We start from the raw sequence: 15,462 nt of genomic DNA on the forward strand, positions 1-15,462 counted from the left end.
TCCGTACCGGTGTCGAGGAGACGGCGGCCGGCCCGCGCACTGGGCCGGCCGCCGTCTCTTTGGCATGATCGAAGCCCCGGAAACGAGACAGCCGCACGGACTTCGAGGGAGGTCGGCCCGGGTGATCCTCACGGTCACGCTGAACACCGCTCTCGACATCACCTATCGCGTTCGGTCGCTGCGGCCGCATGCCTCGCACCGCGTCTCCGAGGTGACCGAACGGCCCGGCGGCAAGGGCGTCAACGTGGCCCGGGTGCTGGCCGCGCTCGGCCACGAGGTGACGGTCACCGGCTTCGCGGGCGGCGGGACCGGCCGGGCGGTACGCGACGGGCTGGCCGGCACGCCCGGACTGACGGACGCGCTGGTGCCGGTCGCCGGGGCGACCCGGCGCACGATAGCCGTGGCCGACGAACTGGCGGGTGACACGACCCAGCTGAACGAGCCCGGCCCGCAGATCGCGCCGGCCGAGTGGGGCGCCTTCCTCGACCGCTACGAGGAACTGCTGGAGGGCGCCTCGGCGGTGGCCCTGTGCGGGAGCCTGCCCCCGGGGGTCCCGGTCGGCGCGTACGCGAACCTGGTCCGCACGGCCCGGTCCGCCGGCGTGCCGGTGCTGCTGGACACGAGCGGCGAACCGCTGCGCCGGGGCGTCGCGGCCCGCCCGGACATCATCAAGCCGAACACCGACGAACTGGCCGAACTCACCGGCTCCCACGACCCGCTGCGCGCCACCCAGGACGCCCGGCGCCGCGGCGCCCGCACGGTGGTCGCCTCCCTCGGCCCGGACGGCCTGCTCGCCGTCACCCCCGAGGGCCGCTGGCGCGCCACTCCGCCGGCCCCCGAGTTCGGCAACCCCACCGGCGCGGGCGACTCGGCGGTGGCGGGCCTGCTGTCCGGCCTGGCGGAACACCTCCCCTGGCCGGACCGCCTCACCCGCGCGGTCGCCTTGTCGGCGGCGACGGTGCGGTCCCCCGCGGCGGGCGAGTTCGACCGGGCGGCCTACGAGGAGCTGCGGGAACGGGTGGCGGTGACCGGCGCGGTCAGCGCGGCCTAGCCCCGGCCGACCTTGCCCTTCTTCAGCCAGAGCTGGTCCAGGAGGACGTCGCACTTGTCGCCCGGCTGGCAGGACAGGGAGATGGTGTTGGAGCCCTTGTTCAGCGTCGGGTAGGCGTAGCTCTCCGTCCACGCCTTCGCCGGGTCGGACAGGCGCGTCCAGTTGGCGAAGTTGAACCCGCTGCCGTACTTCTGACCGTTGACGGTGAGGGTCATCGACTGGTTCTCACCCGGGTTGTTGTACCGCGCGAGGAGGGTGTACGCGCCCCCCTCGGGGATGTCCACGGTCCACGTCACCGAGGCCCCCACCGTGTTCAGACCGCCCACATAGGTGCCGCCCGCCGCTCGTGCGCCCTGTACGTCCGTCGCCTTGGTCGCACCGCCGGCCAGCTGGAGCGCGCTCGCGTCCGACTTCGGCAGCTCGCCCGGGGCCGCCGAACCGCTGCCCGACGGGCTCGGGCTGCTGGTCTGGGACTGGGCCGGGGTGGAGCCGGCCTCGTTGCCGGAGTTGTCGTCGTCTGTGTTGCCGTTGATCATCGCGACACCGATGCCGATGACGACCGCGGCGACCACGGCGATCGCGCCGATCAGCAGGCCCTTGGTGTTGGGGCCGCGACGGCCGGGCGCGGAGGCCGCGGGGCGGTGGGAGGCCGGGGCGCCGCCCGGGAGCGTCTCCGGGGCCTGGTAGTGGGCGTTCGGCTGGCCGTAGGCGCCCTGCTGGGGGACGCCCTGGCCGTACGTCGCCTGCTGCGCGCCGTAGCTGCGCTCGCCGACCGCGCGCACCCTGCTGACCGAGTTCGGGTAGCCGTAACCGCCGGACGGCGGCTGGGCTCCCCGGGCCTGGCCGTCTGCGTACAGGTAGCCGAACGGGTCGTCGTCCTCGGGCGTGCTCGCGCCGTTGTCGCCGGGCGTCATCCCTTGGTACTCCTCAACAGATGCGGTCGGATGCGGTACGGGTGTGGAATGGCGAGCCTACCCGCTCTCGCCGGCCCAAACAGGTGACTCGGACCGCATCAACTCGCTGACCTGCGCATCATCCAGCGCGACGGTGCTGTTTGGGACGAGATCGTTTCTCTACGTACATCCGCTCGTCAGCGGACTTCAGCACCTCGTCCGCCGTCATCCCGCAGTGCGCCCAGCCGATGCCGAAACTCGCGCCCACCCGGACGGCCCGGCCCTCGGCGCGGATCGGCTGGATGATCTCGTTGCGCAGCCGTACGGCGAGGTCCTGGGCGTCGGCCCGGCCGAGACCGTCGGCGAGGATCACGAACTCGTCGCCGCCGAGCCGGGCGACCGTGTCGCCGTCGCGGACGCCGTTGCTCAGCCGCCGCGCGACCTCGATGAGCACCGCGTCGCCCGCGTTGTGCCCGAACCGGTCGTTGATCGACTTGAAGCCGTCGAGGTCGCAGAAGAGGACCGCGAGGCCCTTGGTGCCGTCGTCGCGGCCGTCCTCGGGGGCGACGGTGTGCACATGGTGGTCGTAGGCGTCGAAGCCCTCCGCGCCCGGCGTGAAGTCGAAGCCGTGGTCCGCGGGGGCGTCGAAGGCGGGGTGGCCGTAGGCCGCGTCCAGGGACTCCAGCGCGCCGGCGTGCGCGGGGCGCCGGCACAGCCGGGCGGACAGCCGCGAGCGCAGTTCGGCGGAGTTGGGCAGGCCGGTCAGCGAGTCGTGGGAGGCCCGGTGGGCGAGCTGGAGCTCGCGCCGCTTGCGCTCCTCTATGTCCTCGACGTGGGTGAGCAGGAAGCGGGGGCCGTCGGCGGCGTCGGCGACGACGCTGTTGCGCAGGGACACCCAGACGTAGGTGCCGTCGCGGCGGCCCAGCCGCAGTTCCGCCCGGCCGCCCTCCGCGGAGGTCCGCAGCAGGGTGCCGACGTCCTCGGGGTGGACGAGGTCGGCGAAGGAGTAGCGGCGCATCGCGGAGGCGGGCCGGCCGAGCAGCCGGCACAGGGCGTCGTTGGTGCGCAGGATGCGGCCGTGCTGGTCGCCGCCCATCTCGGCGATGGCCATGCCGGAGGGGGCGTACTCGAAGGCCTGGCGGAAGGATTCCTCGCTGGCGCGCAGGGCCTGCTGCTCGCGCTCCAGCCGGACCAGGGCGCGCTGCATGTTGGCGCGCAGGCGGGCGTTGCTGATCGCGATGGCGGCCTGGAAGGCGTACATCTGGAGGGCCTCGCGGCCCCAGGCGCCGGGGCGGCGGCCGTTGCGCGGCCGGTCGACGGATATGACGCCGAGCAGTTCGCCGCAGGCGGTGCCCTGCACGCCCGGGGTGTACATGGGCGCGAAGAGCCGGTCGGAGGGGTGCCACTCGTCCTCGAAGCGCGGCTCGGGCCCGTCGGTGTACCACTGGGGGACGTCGTCGTCGTCGAGGACCCAGCCCTCGGTGTGCGGTATGAAGACGAGGTCGCCCCAGCGTTCGCCCATGCCCAGCCGCCGGTCCCAGGACTCCCGCGAGCCGGCCCGGCCGGTGATCAGGGCCTCGGCGGCGGAGTTGCCGGAGAAGGCGGCGACCACGAGATCGCCGTCCTGGCGGACCAGGTTGACGGCCGCCATCTCGTAGCCGAGGGCGGACACGGCGCCGTCCGCGACGGTCTGCAGTGTGTCCGCCAGGCTGCGTGCCGTGTTCATGTCGGCCATGACCTGGTGCAGCTGTCGCAGGGACGCAAGACGGACATACGGCTCCGACTCGGTCTCCATGCTCACCCTCCCCCCGAGACCTCGCAGCGAATCAAGGGTTGTGTCTGAACCTCTTCGTGGCTTCCCCGCCACTGAATCACAGCGCGAAGCCCACTCGGTACACAGGGTCAACAATTCCTGCCCCTTGTGACTCAAGTCACAGGAGAACGTGAACAATTGAGTGGAGTTTCTGCGTTTGCCCTGTGCGTTTCCTGAACGCACAGCGTGCACCCGTGCTCACATGATGCGCGTATCCGGCCGGTTCGCGCCTGTGTGCGCCGCTGGTCCTAGGACCAGGCTCGGGCGGAGGGCCGATGCGGGCCGCGCGGGGCGGCGACTAGCGTTTCCGGCGTGCTGAAGACTCCCTCCCCCACGACCCCCCTGCCCACCGGGCATGCTGAGGGGGTGAGCAACGACGAGTTCCGGGCCGCGATGTCCCGGCTGGCCGCCGGCGTGGTCCTGGTCACCGCGCAGGAACCGCCGCTGGACCCGGACGACCCCGAGGCGCCGGGCGTGGAGGACGTCGGCATGACCGCCACCGCGTTCATGTCCGTCTCCCTCGACCCGCCGCTGGTCCTGGTCAGCCTGCGCACGGGCGCCCGCATGGACGACCTGCTCGACGAGCAGCCGCTGTGGGCGGTGTCGGTCCTCACCGAGAGCCAGCGGCACATCGCCGGCCGCTTCGCCATGAAGGGCCGCATCAGCGACCGGCTGCTCTTCGAGGACATCCCCTACGTCCGGGGCGAGGTCACCGGCGCCCAGCTGGTCGGCGGCGCGCTGGCCACCCTGGAGTGCCGGACCGAGCAGCGGGTGACCGCCGGGGACCACACCCTGGTCATCGGCCGCGTCCTCACCGCCCGGGTGCCGAGCGCCGAGGGGGGCCCGCTGCTGTACTTCCGGGGGCGGTACCGGCAGTTGGGCTGAGCCGGGCACCTCGCGGCGGCGCCGGGCCGGCCGGTGAATTCCGTGGCGGCCCCGGGAAGCGCCCGCCTACGGTGCGCGGATGACACCACGTCTGGAAGAAGTCACCCCGGAGAACTTCGACACCGCCGTCGCCCTCCGCGTCCGCCCCGACCAGGAACACGCCGTCTCACCGGTCGTACGCTCCCTCGCCGAGGCGTACGTCCACCCCGCCGGTGTCGCCTGGCCCCGCCTGATCGTCGACGGCGCACGCGCGACCGGCTTCCTGATGGCCTTCTTCGACATCGACTGGCACGGCGACGGCAGTGTGCGCCGCTCCGGGCTGTGGCGGCTGAACATCGCCGCCGACGAGCAGGGCAACGGCTACGGCCGCTTCGCCGTCGACGCCGTGGCCGCCGAGATCCGCCGCCGGGGCGGCAAGCGGATGTACGTCAGCTGGCACCCCGGCCCGCACGGCCCCGAGGAGTTCTACCTCCGCCTGGGTTTCCGGAAGAACGGGGAGACGAGCGGGGGGCAGACGGTGGGGGTGCTGGACCTGGCCTGAGCCGGGCCCGTTCACAGCTCCTCGACGGTCAGCTCCGCCAGCCGGGCGGGCCCGGTGACGACGTCGATCACCGAGATGCGGCCGGCGGCGAAGGTGAAGGCCAGCACCCGCTCCGGGCGGCCGCCGGCGAACACGGCGAGGCCGGTCGCGCCGTCCACCAGCACCGGACGCGCGACGTCCGCAAGATGGGCGAAGGTCGCCGCGGCGGCGGCGACCCGGGCCGCGCCGCTGTTCACACCGGCCTCGCTCCGGGCCTCCACCGCGGGGTCGAGCACCGCCAGCAGCCCGTCGAAGTCACCGTTCCGCGCGGCTGCCAGGAAGGCGTCCACCACCTCCCGCTGCCGGGCCAGGTCGGTCTCCGGCGCCTGCACGCCCCGCACCCGGCGCCGGGCCCGGCTGGCGAGCTGCCGGGCCGCGGCCGGGCTGCGGCCCAGGATGCCGCCGACCTCCTCGAAGGGCACCCCGAACAGGTCGTGCAGCACGAAGGCGAGCCGCTCGGCCGGGGAGAGCGTGTCCAGGACGACGAGAAGGGCCGGCCCGACCGAGTCGGCGAGCAGGGCGTCCCGCACCGGGTCCGGCTCGGCGGAGGGCGCCGGCCGCCAGGTCTCCAGCGGCTGCTCGCCCCGGGAGCGGCGGGAGCGGAGCATGTCGAGGCAGACCCGGCCGACGACGGTCGTCAGCCAGCCGCCGAGGTTCGCCACCTCGCGGGTGTCGGACCGGCTCAGCCGGAACCAGGTCTCCTGGACGGCGTCCTCGGCCTCGGCGGCGGAGCCGAGCATCCGGTGGGCGACGGCCCGCAGGTGCCCCCGGTACGCCTCGAAGCGCTGGGCGAGAAAGTCGTCGTCGGTCATGGGTGGCTGCGGCCTCTCCGTCGTCGTCCCCGGCGGTCCCGAGTCCTCCTGCACCGCCTTGACGACGGGGAGCGCGGAGATGTGACAGGGCGCGGCTCCGGCCCGGCTAGCCCCAGTCCCGGCCCGAACGGCCCCGCTTGGTCTGCGCGCGCTGCTTCTTCTCCCGCAGCCGGCGTTCGTTGATGCCGCGCGGGATGCGGGTCGGCGTGCGGGGCTTGGGCGGTGGCGCGGTGGCCTCCGCGAGGAGCGCGGCGAGGCGTACGGCGGCGGCCTCGCGGTTGCGCCACTGGGAACGGTGTTCCGAGGCCCGTACGGACACCACCCCGTCGACGAGGCGGCCGGCCAGCCGCCGCAGTGCCCGCTCCTTCCACACCGGAGGGAGCGCCTCCGTGCGGGCGAGGTCGAAGCGCAGCTCGACCTGCGAGTCACTGGTGTTGACGTGCTGCCCCCCGGGCCCGGACGACCTGGAGAAACGCCACATCAGCTCGGCCTCGGGAAGCGAGACCGAGCCACGGATGAGGTAGGGCCCGGACATGTCTTTCATGTTCCCGGCCCGGCCCGCCTCACGTCACCTGGATTTCCGGTTCGGTAAAAAAGGTAAAGGGATCAGGAACCACGGGGACCCCCCTCGACGTTGTCCCCGGTGACGGTAGCTTCGTCGGCACAGAGTGCACCGATACGCACGGATATCTAAGGAAGGGACTCCCAACAATGGCTGTAAGCCTGTCCAAGGGTGGCAACGTCTCGCTCACCAAGGAGGCTCCGGGCCTGACCGCCGTCACCGTGGGCCTCGGCTGGGACGTCCGCACCACGACCGGCACGGACTTCGACCTGGACGCCTCCGCCATCGCGGTGAACGGCCAGGGCAAGGTCTACTCGGACGCCCACTTCGTCTTCTTCAACAACAAGCAGACCCCGGACAACTCGATCGTCCACACGGGCGACAACCGCACGGGCGAGGGCGCCGGCGACGACGAGGCGATCAACGTCAACCTGGCCGCGCTCCCGGCCGACGTCGAGAAGATCGTCTTCCCGGTCTCCATCTACGACGCCGAGAACCGCGGCCAGAACTTCGGCCAGGTCCGCAACGCCTACATCCGCATCGTCAACCAGGCGGGCGGCGCCGAGATCGCGCGCTACGACCTGTCCGAGGACGCGGCCACCGAGACGGCCATGGTCTTCGGCGAGCTGTACCGCAACGGCGCGGAGTGGAAGTTCCGCGCGGTGGGCCAGGGTTACGCCTCGGGCCTGGTGGGCATCGCCCAGGACTTCGGCGTGAACGTCTGACGGGTGTGAGCCGTGCGAGGAGGCCCCCGGTTCACGACGGATTCGAGGGGCCTTCCTCACCGCACCCGCTTCATGGCACCCGCTTCACGGCACCCGGGGGAAGCGGGCCTGGAGGGTCCAGACCGCCGGGTTCTCCGCCAGGTCCTCGTGGAGGTCGGTGAGGTCCGCGAGCAGGTCGTGCAGGAAGTCGCGGGCCTCGCGGCGGAGTTCGGCGTGCGAGAAGGTCAGCGGGGACTCCTCGGCCGGCACCCAGTCGGCGGTGACGTCGACCCAGCCGAAACGGCGCTCGAAGAGCATGCGGTCGGTGGACTCGGTGAAGTCCAGCTCCGCGCGCTGCGGGCGGGCGGCGCGCGAGCCCATCGGGTCCCGGTCCAGCCGTTCCACGATGTCGCACAGCGCCCACGCGAAGTCCAGCACCGGCACCCATCCCCAGGCTGTGGACAGTTCCCGGTCGGACTCGGTGTCCGCGAGGTAGACGTCCCCGCAGAACAGGTCGTACCGCAGCGCGTGGACGTCCGCGCGGCGGTAGTCGGTCTGCGGGGGGTCCGGGAACCGGTTGGAGAGGGCGTAGCCGATGTCGAGCACGGAGGAGATGGTGTCACGCCACCCCACCCGAGCCGCGGCCACGGTCACCCGACCCCACTGACCCGGCCCACCGTCCGAGCCACGGACACCGCCGACCCGACTCCCGCCTTCGAAGCCACGGACCCGCCGGCCCGGCCCAGCCCCGGTCCCCGAGCCCTGCCGCCCCGCCTCGCCAAGGTTCGCCGAACTCCGCCCGAGGCCGGGCCCACCTTTCGCAGCCACACACCCGCCGACCCGGCCCCCACGCCCGCGCCGGCCCGGCCCAGTCCCGGCTCACGACCCCCCGAGCCCTGCCGCCCCGCCTCGCCGAGGTTCGCGGAACTCCGCCCGAGGCCCGGCCCACGTTCGCAGCCACGCACCCGCCGACCCGCCCCAGCACCGGTCCCCCGAGCCACGGACCCGGCGACCTGGCTCCCGCCCCCGACAACCCGGCCCACTCCCGGCCCACAGTCCCCCGAGCCCCGCCGGCCCGGCCTCGTCCGTGAATGCGGTGGGCCTGCCCGGGGCGGGCTCCGTGCCTAAGATCGCTGGCATGTCCAGATCCGTGCGCCTTGTCCCGGTCCTCGCCGCGTTCCTCGGCCTCGCCCTCACCGGCACCGCGTGCGACGGCGGCGTGCGGGGCACACCGGGCGGCTCCGGGGTGCGCGACCCGTACTTCCCGAAGGCGGGCAACGGCGGTTACGACGTCGGCCACTACGCCCTCAGCCTGGACTACACCCCGGCCACTCGCCGGCTGACCGGCACGGCCGTCATCACCGCCCGGGCCACCCGGGACCTGCCCGCCTTCGACCTCGACCTCACGGGGCTGCACGTCGACTCGGTCACCGTCGAGGGCGAGGACGCCCGCTGGAACCGCGCCGGCCAGGAACTCACCGTCCGCCCGCACGACGACCTCGCCCGGGGTGAGACGTTCCGCACGACCGTCCGCTACTCGGGCACCCCGCGCACCCTCACCGACCCCGACGGCTCCGAGGAGGGCTGGCTGCCCACCGCCGACGGCGCCCTCGCCCTCGGCGAACCCGTCGGCTCCATGGCCTGGTTCCCCGGCAACCACCACCCCTCCGACAAGGCGACGTACGACATCACGGTCACCGTGCCGAAGGGGCTCCAGGCCGTCTCCAACGGCGAGTTGACGGGCCGGAGCACGAAGGACGGCCGCACCGCCTACCACTGGCACACCGGCCAGCCCATGGCGAGCTACGTCGCCACCGTCGCCATCGGCCACTACGACATCACCCGGAGCACCGGCCCGCACGGCCTGCCCGTCCTCACCGCCGTCGACCCCACCCAGGCCGGGGCGAGCGCGAAGGTGCTCGCCGAGCTGCCGGAGATCCTCGACTGGGAGGAGTACAACTTCGGGCCGTACCCGTTCTCCTCGGCCGGGGCGATCGTCGACCGCCCGCACGACGCGGGCTACGCCCTGGAGACCCAGAACCGGCCCGTCTTCCCCGCCGACCAGCTGGACACCTCGATCCTCGTGCACGAACTCGCCCACCAGTGGTACGGCGACTCGGTCACCCCGCGGTCCTGGCGGGACATGTGGCTCAACGAGGGCTTCGCGACGTACGCGGAGTGGCTGTACCAGGAGGACCACGGCGGGCCCACCGCCCAGGAGACGTTCACCCGCCTCTACGAGGGCGACCGCCAGGACATCTGGGCGTTCCCGCCGGCGCAGCAGCCGGACGCCGCGCACATCTCGGGCAGCCCGGTCTACGAGCGCGGCGCGATGGTCCTGCAGAAGATCCGCCAGAAGGCCGGCGACGACACCTTCTACGCCATCCTCCAGGGCTGGGCCGCCGCCCACCGCCACGCCACCGCGAGCACCGCCGACTTCACCGCGTACGTCGAGGAGAAGGCCCCGGACCAGGACTTCGACGGGATCTGGAAGGACTGGCTGTACGGCGACGGCAAGCCGGACCACCCGTGAGGACGGGCGGCCCGGACCACGGACTGCGCCTCAGCCTTCCACCCGGATGCCCATCGCCGCCGCCAGCACCGGGGCCAGGTCGAGCAGCTGGCCCGTGCTGATCACCGCGCCGGAGAGCCGGTCCAGGCCCCGGGTGATCTCCAGCGGAGCGGCCCCGCGCAGGTCGACGTCGGTCAGGGTCGCCCCGCCGAAGTCGGCCCCCTTCAGGGCGCAGTCGGTGAACTCCACCCGCTCCAGGCGCGCCCCCGCGAAGTCCGGCTCGACCAGCACGCAGGACTCGAAGACGACGTCCTTGAGGCGGGCCTCGCGCAGGTTCAGGTAGTCGATCTTGCCGCCCCGGATCACGACTCTCTCCAGCACGGCTCCGTGCAGCTGCGTACCGCCCAGACGGGCGTCGACCAGCTCGACGTCCCTGAGCGTGGCCTCGGCCAGCCTCGTCCCCACCCCGCGCAGTCCGGTCAGCACCGAGTCCAGCACCCGGGCCCGGCCCAGCGCGGTCTCGTCCACCGCGCAGCCCGTCAGCGCGCAGTCCATGAACCGGGCGCCCGCGCCGTCCTGCCCGGCGAGATCGCACTCCCGGAACTCCAGCCCGTCGTAGTCGCCGTCCGGCGCCAGCTCCCCCTCGGTCCAGGGCTCCAGCGGCGGCAGCCGCACATCCGGCCGCCGCGCGCCCCGCACCGCCTGCCGGCCCGCGGGCCGGCTTCCCGTCGCTCGCCTCACCATGCGCCCATGCTGCACCCCGCCACTGACAACCGGCGCCGAGCTGGGGAAACACCCGGGATGTCACACACGGCGGGGCACGGGCCGTCGTACTGCCGGACAGGTGCACCGACCGCAGGGAGAACCATGCACAAGCCCGCGCACCACATCACCGTCATCGGCGGCGGCTTCGCCGGACTCACCGCCGCGATCACCGCCGCCGAGGCCGGCGCGCGGGTCACCGTGTACGAGGCCCACGGCACCCTGGGCGGGCGGGCCCGGACGGCGGAGGGGCCGTACCGGACCAACGAGGGGCCGCACGCCCTCTACGCCGGCGGCCCGCACTGGACCTGGCTGAGGCAGCGGGACCTGATCGGCCCGCTCGCCGCCCTGCCGCCCCTTCAGGCCGCCCGGCTGCGCCTGCGCCACCACGGCGTACTGCGCCGCACCCCGCCCTTCGCCATGCTCAAGCTGCTGCGGCGCCGGGTCGGCCCGGCCCCCGCCGACGCCGACTTCCTCGGCTGGGCGAGCGGGATCGCCGGGGAGGAGGGCGCCCGCGCGGCCGCCCACTACGCCGCGGTGGCCCTGTTCCACCACGACCCGGGCGGCCTGTCCGCCGCCTTCGTGCAGGAGCGGCTGCGCCGGGCCGCCAAGCTGCCGCCGGAGGCGCACTACCCGCGCGGCGGCTGGGGCGGGGTCGTCGACCGGATGGCCGCGCGGGCCTGGAACATGGGCGTGCGGATCGAGACCGGTGCCCGGGTGGACGCGCTGCCGGAGGACACCCCGGTGGTCGTCGCCACCGGCCTGCCCGCCGCCCGGCGGCTGCTGCGCGACGACGCGCTGGAGTGGCCGAGCGGCCGCACCGTCCTGCTCGACCTCGCCGTACGCACCCGGCGCGGGGACGCGTTCGCCGTCTCCGACCTGGACGCGCCCGGCTGGATCGAGCGCTTCACCGCGCAGGACCCGTCCCTCGCGCCCGCCGGGGAGCAGCTGGTCCAGGGGCAGTTCCCGATCGGGCCCGGCCAGACCCGGGCCGACGGCGTGGCCCGCGCCGAGCAGCTGCTGGACCTCGGCTTCCGGGGGTGGCGGGAGCGGGTGACCTGGCGGCGGGAGGCCGTGGCGGACGGCCGTACGGGGGCCGTGGACCTGCCGGGCCGCAGCTGGCGGGACCGGCCCGCCGTGGACCGCGGCGACGGGGTCTACCTCGTGGGGGACCAGGTGGCGGCCCCGGGGGTGCTCGCGGAGGTGTCGTTCAACAGCGCGGTGACGGCGGTGTCCCTGGTCCTCGGCCGGCCCGCCCTTGACCTCAAGCGCGCTTGAGGTCCGAGGGTGGGGACCACACCGAACCTCGTCTCCCTGGGGGTCCCATGCACGCCGTCCGCCTGTACGCCTTCGGCCCGGCCGAGAACCTGACCTACGAGGAACTCCCGGACCCCGTCCCGGGCCCCGGCCAGGTGCGGATCGCGGTCGCCGCGGCCGGTGTGCACCTGCTCGACGCGGCCCTGCGGGAGGGCCACCAGGGCCCGCTGCCCGAACCGCCCCGCCTGCCGACCGTGCCCGGCCGGGAGGTCGCCGGGGTCGTGGACGCGCTCGGCGACGGCGTGGACGGCCTGTGGCTCGGCCGGCGGGTGGTGGCCCACCTCGGCTTCGCGCCCGGCGGCTACGCCGAACTGGCCGTCACCGAGGTCGAGCGTGTGCACGACATCCCGGACGGCCTGGACCCCGCCGCCGCCGTCGCCATGATCGGCACGGGCCGTACGGCGCTGGGCATCGCGGGGTTCGCCGAGCCGGGACCGGACGACGTGGTGGTCGTACCGGCCGCGGCCGGCGGCATCGGCACCCTGCTCGTGCAGCACGCCAGGAACGCCGGGGCGACCGTGATCGGGCTCGCGGGCGGCCCGGAGAAGACCGCCCGGGTACGCGCCGACGGCGCCGGCCTCGCCGTCGACTACACCGACCCCGACTGGCCCGCCAAGGTCCGCGCCCACCTCGGCGGCAGGCCGGCCACCCTCGTCTACGACGGCGTCGGCGGCCGGGTCGCCCGGGACGCCGTCGCCCTGCTCGGCCCCGGCGGCCGGCACCTGGTGTTCGGCTGGTCGGCGGAGGGCATCGGGCAGGGCCGGGGGTACCACGTCGAGGGCGTCTCGGAATCGGTGCTCGGCCCGGCGATGCTGGAGCGCGCCGGCGGCCTGCGCGCGCTGGAACTGCGCGCCCTCGCCGAGGCCGCCCGGGGCCGGCTGCGCCCGGCCGTCACCCGCTTCCCCCTCACCCAGGCCGCCACCGCACACCGGGCACTGGAGGAACGGAGAACCATCGGCAAGGTCGTACTGGAACCCTGACGGCCGACGACCGGGCCGGCGCGGGGGGCGGGGCGGAGGCGTGAGGGTGCGGCGCGGCGCGTTGGCGGGGCAGGGGAAGGGCGCAGGGCGGGCCGACGCGGAGGCGAGGCGTGGGCGAGGCGCGGAGGCGCGGAGGCGGGGCGGCGCGAGGCCGGGCCGCCGCGACGGCGAGGTGGGGCCGCGCGGTTCGGCGCCCCGGCCGGGCGCCCGCCGGTCGCTCGCACCCATCACCCGGCGGAACCACACAGCGGCACGGAACCGCGCCGAGCGAGCGGGCTGCGGCTCGCCGGCCCCGGGGCGCGGGGAACGGCGCGACCGGCCACGGACGCCCGGGCCAGCGGAACGGCGCGGAGGCGGCACGAGAGCGCATGGCGGGCCGACGCGGAAGCGGGGCGGCACGAAGGCGGGCCGCCGCGACGGCGAGGTGGGGCCGCGCGGTTCGGCGCCCCGAGCGGGCGCCCGCCGGCCACTCACACCCACCACCCGGCGGAACCCCACAGCGGCACGGACCCGCGCCGAGCGAGCGGGCTGCTGCGGCTCGCCGGCCCCGTGGCGCGGGGAACGGCGCGACCGGCCACGGACGCCCGGGTCACCGCCACCGCCCCGGCGGCCGGGACCGAAACCGTGATCGCGACCGTGACCGCGACCGCCGTCGGAAGCGGTGTCAGCCGGCCGAGCCCAGTGCGGTCAGCGCCCCGTCCGTGGGCCGGTACACCGTCCACTCGTCCTGGGGCCGGGCGCCCAGCGCCTCGTAGAAGCCGATCGCCGGCCGGTTCCAGTTCAGCACCGACCACTCCAGCCGCTCGTAGCCGCGCTCCACGCAGATCCGCGCCAGCTCGGCCAGCAGCGCCCGCCCGTGGCCGCCGCCGCGCGCCTCCGGACGGACGTACAGGTCCTCCAGGTAGACGCCGTGCACCCCGCGCCAGGTGGAGAAGTTGAGGAACCACAGCGCGAACCCGGCCGGCTCCCCGCTCGCCTCGTCCACCGCCATGTGCGCGAACGCGGCCGGCCGCTCCCCGAACAGCGCCTCCCGCAACTGCGCCTCGCTCGCCCGGGCCTCCTCGGGCGCCTTCTCGTACTCGGCCAGCTCACGGACCATGGTGTGGATGACGGGGACGTCGTCGGGGGTCGCGGTACGAATCATGCCGCGAGGGTAACCGGCCCGCCCACCGGGCCTCAGTGCCGTCCCGCCACCCGGTCGGCCACCTTCGCCAGGCGCGAGGACTCGGTGCCCGGGTGGAGGCGTTCACGCTGGTCGGCGGCGCGGTAGGTGGCGTACATGCCCTGGACGCCCAGCCAGCGGAAAGGTTCCGGCTCCCACTTGCGGACCCTGTGGTTCACCCAGGGCAGGTCCGTCAGCGCGGTCCGCCCGCCCTGTCCGGAGTCCCGCTGCACCAGGTCGCTCAGGGTGCGGGCGGCCAGGTTGGTGGTGGCGACGCCGGAGCCGACGTAACCGCCCGCCCAGCCGAGGCCGGTGGAACGGTCGAGCGTCACCGTGGCGCACCAGTCCCGCGGCACCCCGAGCACCCCCGACCACGCGTGTTCGATCCGCACCCCGGCCAGGGACGGGAAGAAGCGGGTCAGGATCTCCCGCAGGGCCTCGACCGTCGCCGCCTGCGTCCGGCCGTCGTTGTCGGTGCGCGAACCGAAGCGGTACGGCACCCCGCGCCCGCCGAGCGCGATCCGGCCGTCCGCCGTGCGCTGGGCGTACATGTAGGCGTGCGCCATGTCGCCGAGGGTCTCCCGGCCCGACCAGCCGATCGCCGCCCACTGCTCCTCGGTCAGCGGCTCGGTCGCGATCATCGAGGAGTTCATCGGCAGCCAGGTCCGCCGCTGCCCCCGCAGGGACGCGGTGAAGCCCTCGGTGCAGCGCAGCACGTACGGCGCGCGGACGGTCCCGTAGGGGGTGACCGCGTGCTTGGGGCGGATCTCCGTCACCGGCGTCGACTCGTGGATGGTCACGCCGAGCGCCTCCACGGCCGCCGCGAGCCCCTTGACCAGCTTCACCGGGTGCAGCCGGGCCCCGTGCGGGGTCCAGGTGGAGCCGACCGCGTCCGCGATCCGGATCCGCTCGGCGGTCTCCCGGGCGCCGTACAGTTCCCGGTCCTTCTCCCCGTACGACAGCTCGTGCCGGTGGAACGCCTTCAGCCGGGCCAGCTGCGCCGGAGTGGTGGCCACCTCCAGGACGCCGCCCCGGTGCACGTCGGCGTCGATGCCCTCCGCCTCGGCGACCGCGATCACCTCGGTCACGGTGTCGTTCATCGCCCGCTGGAGCCGTACGGCGGCCTCGTGGCCGTGCAGCTTCGCGTACCGGTCGCGGCCCGCGATCCCGTTGTACAGCCAGCCGCCGTTGCGGCCGGAGGCGCCGTAGCCGCAGAACTTCTGCTCCAGGACGGTGATCCGCAGGAAGGGCGCCGCCTTCTTCAGGTAGTACGCGGTCCACAGCCCCGTGTAGCCGCCGCCCACGATCACGACGTCGGCGGACGCGTCCCCGGGCAGCGGCTCCCGCACCGCCGGGAGGCCGTCGTCCGCGTACCAGAAGGAGATGCCACCGTTCACGACACTGCTCGCCGAGCTGCTCATGGCGGGGA

15 protein-coding genes are annotated in these 15,462 nt (G+C 74.3%); 7 read left to right on the plus strand and 8 right to left on the minus strand.

Annotated elements, in window-relative coordinates; all coding sequences use genetic code 11:
• Nucleotides 1-121: 121 nt before the first annotated feature.
• Complete coding sequence (locus tag ACZ5DC_RS16750; RefSeq protein WP_468653345.1) at nucleotides 122-1,051, plus strand: 1-phosphofructokinase family hexose kinase; 930 nt, start codon at nucleotides 122-124, stop codon at nucleotides 1,049-1,051.
• On the opposite strand, the gene ACZ5DC_RS16755 is transcribed toward ACZ5DC_RS16750, so the two are convergent.
• Together ACZ5DC_RS16755 and cdgB are read right to left on the minus strand one after the other, a co-directional pair.
• Nucleotides 1,048-1,965, minus strand: coding sequence for a CBM35 domain-containing protein (locus ACZ5DC_RS16755; protein ID WP_468653347.1), 918 nt, complete (start codon nucleotides 1,963-1,965; stop codon nucleotides 1,048-1,050). The two genes, ACZ5DC_RS16750 and ACZ5DC_RS16755, sit on opposite strands and share 4 nt — an antisense overlap.
• A 118-nt stretch (nucleotides 1,966-2,083) precedes the next feature.
• On the minus strand, nucleotides 2,084-3,739 hold the full coding sequence (gene cdgB, locus ACZ5DC_RS16760) for a diguanylate cyclase CdgB (RefSeq protein WP_468653349.1): 1,656 nt from the start codon (nucleotides 3,737-3,739) through the stop codon (nucleotides 2,084-2,086).
• Between the two features lie 330 nt (nucleotides 3,740-4,069).
• On the opposite strand from cdgB, the gene ACZ5DC_RS16765 reads away from it, so the two are divergent.
• On the plus strand, nucleotides 4,070-4,642 hold the full coding sequence (locus ACZ5DC_RS16765; protein WP_468653351.1) for a flavin reductase family protein: 573 nt from the start codon (nucleotides 4,070-4,072) through the stop codon (nucleotides 4,640-4,642).
• Between the two features lie 79 nt (nucleotides 4,643-4,721).
• Nucleotides 4,722-5,183 (plus strand): GNAT family N-acetyltransferase, encoded by a 462-nt coding sequence (locus tag ACZ5DC_RS16770; protein WP_468653353.1) that lies wholly within the window; start codon nucleotides 4,722-4,724, stop codon nucleotides 5,181-5,183.
• A gap of 11 nt (nucleotides 5,184-5,194) precedes the next feature.
• On the opposite strand, the gene ACZ5DC_RS16775 is transcribed toward ACZ5DC_RS16770, so the two are convergent.
• On the minus strand, nucleotides 5,195-6,034 hold the full coding sequence (locus tag ACZ5DC_RS16775; protein ID WP_468653355.1) for a sigma-70 family RNA polymerase sigma factor: 840 nt from the start codon (nucleotides 6,032-6,034) through the stop codon (nucleotides 5,195-5,197).
• Nucleotides 6,035-6,140: 106 nt separating this feature from the next.
• Nucleotides 6,141-6,578: an alternative ribosome rescue aminoacyl-tRNA hydrolase ArfB gene (arfB, locus tag ACZ5DC_RS16780; protein WP_366749905.1), complete on the minus strand. Its 438-nt coding sequence runs from the start codon at nucleotides 6,576-6,578 to the stop codon at nucleotides 6,141-6,143.
• A gap of 167 nt (nucleotides 6,579-6,745) precedes the next feature.
• On the opposite strand from arfB, the gene ACZ5DC_RS16785 reads away from it, so the two are divergent.
• Nucleotides 6,746-7,321, plus strand: a complete 576-nt coding sequence (locus tag ACZ5DC_RS16785; protein WP_468653358.1) for a TerD family protein — start codon at nucleotides 6,746-6,748, stop codon at nucleotides 7,319-7,321.
• 84 nt (nucleotides 7,322-7,405) lie between these two features.
• Here the strand turns inward: ACZ5DC_RS16785 and ACZ5DC_RS16790 are convergent, their stop codons facing one another.
• On the minus strand, nucleotides 7,406-7,906 hold the full coding sequence (locus tag ACZ5DC_RS16790; RefSeq protein ID WP_468653360.1) for a hypothetical protein: 501 nt from the start codon (nucleotides 7,904-7,906) through the stop codon (nucleotides 7,406-7,408).
• Between the two features lie 532 nt (nucleotides 7,907-8,438).
• Between ACZ5DC_RS16790 and ACZ5DC_RS16795 the strand changes: the two genes are divergently transcribed.
• Complete coding sequence (locus ACZ5DC_RS16795; protein ID WP_468653362.1) at nucleotides 8,439-9,833, plus strand: M1 family metallopeptidase; 1,395 nt, start codon at nucleotides 8,439-8,441, stop codon at nucleotides 9,831-9,833.
• 30 nt (nucleotides 9,834-9,863) lie between these two features.
• On the opposite strand, the gene ACZ5DC_RS16800 is transcribed toward ACZ5DC_RS16795, so the two are convergent.
• Complete coding sequence (locus tag ACZ5DC_RS16800; RefSeq protein ID WP_468653364.1) at nucleotides 9,864-10,556, minus strand: pentapeptide repeat-containing protein; 693 nt, start codon at nucleotides 10,554-10,556, stop codon at nucleotides 9,864-9,866.
• A gap of 123 nt (nucleotides 10,557-10,679) precedes the next feature.
• On the opposite strand from ACZ5DC_RS16800, the gene ACZ5DC_RS16805 reads away from it, so the two are divergent.
• Both ACZ5DC_RS16805 and ACZ5DC_RS16810 read left to right on the plus strand, forming a co-directional pair.
• Nucleotides 10,680-11,852 carry an FAD-dependent oxidoreductase gene (locus ACZ5DC_RS16805; RefSeq protein WP_468653366.1) on the plus strand — a complete coding sequence of 391 codons (1,173 nt, stop codon included), beginning with the start codon at nucleotides 10,680-10,682 and terminating at the stop codon, nucleotides 11,850-11,852.
• A 47-nt stretch (nucleotides 11,853-11,899) separates the two neighbouring features.
• Complete coding sequence (locus ACZ5DC_RS16810) at nucleotides 11,900-12,871, plus strand: zinc-binding dehydrogenase (RefSeq protein ID WP_468653368.1); 972 nt, start codon at nucleotides 11,900-11,902, stop codon at nucleotides 12,869-12,871.
• 664 nt (nucleotides 12,872-13,535) lie between these two features.
• Here ACZ5DC_RS16810 and ACZ5DC_RS16815 read toward each other — a convergent pair.
• Both ACZ5DC_RS16815 and ACZ5DC_RS16820 read right to left on the minus strand, forming a co-directional pair.
• Nucleotides 13,536-14,015 carry a GNAT family N-acetyltransferase gene (locus ACZ5DC_RS16815; protein WP_468653370.1) on the minus strand — a complete coding sequence of 160 codons (480 nt, stop codon included), beginning with the start codon at nucleotides 14,013-14,015 and terminating at the stop codon, nucleotides 13,536-13,538.
• A 32-nt stretch (nucleotides 14,016-14,047) separates the two neighbouring features.
• Nucleotides 14,048-15,454, minus strand: coding sequence for an NAD(P)/FAD-dependent oxidoreductase (locus ACZ5DC_RS16820; protein ID WP_468653372.1), 1,407 nt, complete (start codon nucleotides 15,452-15,454; stop codon nucleotides 14,048-14,050).
• Between the last annotated feature and the right edge of the window lie 8 nt (nucleotides 15,455-15,462).

Source organism: Streptomyces sp. NPDC031445 (genome assembly GCF_055581365.1).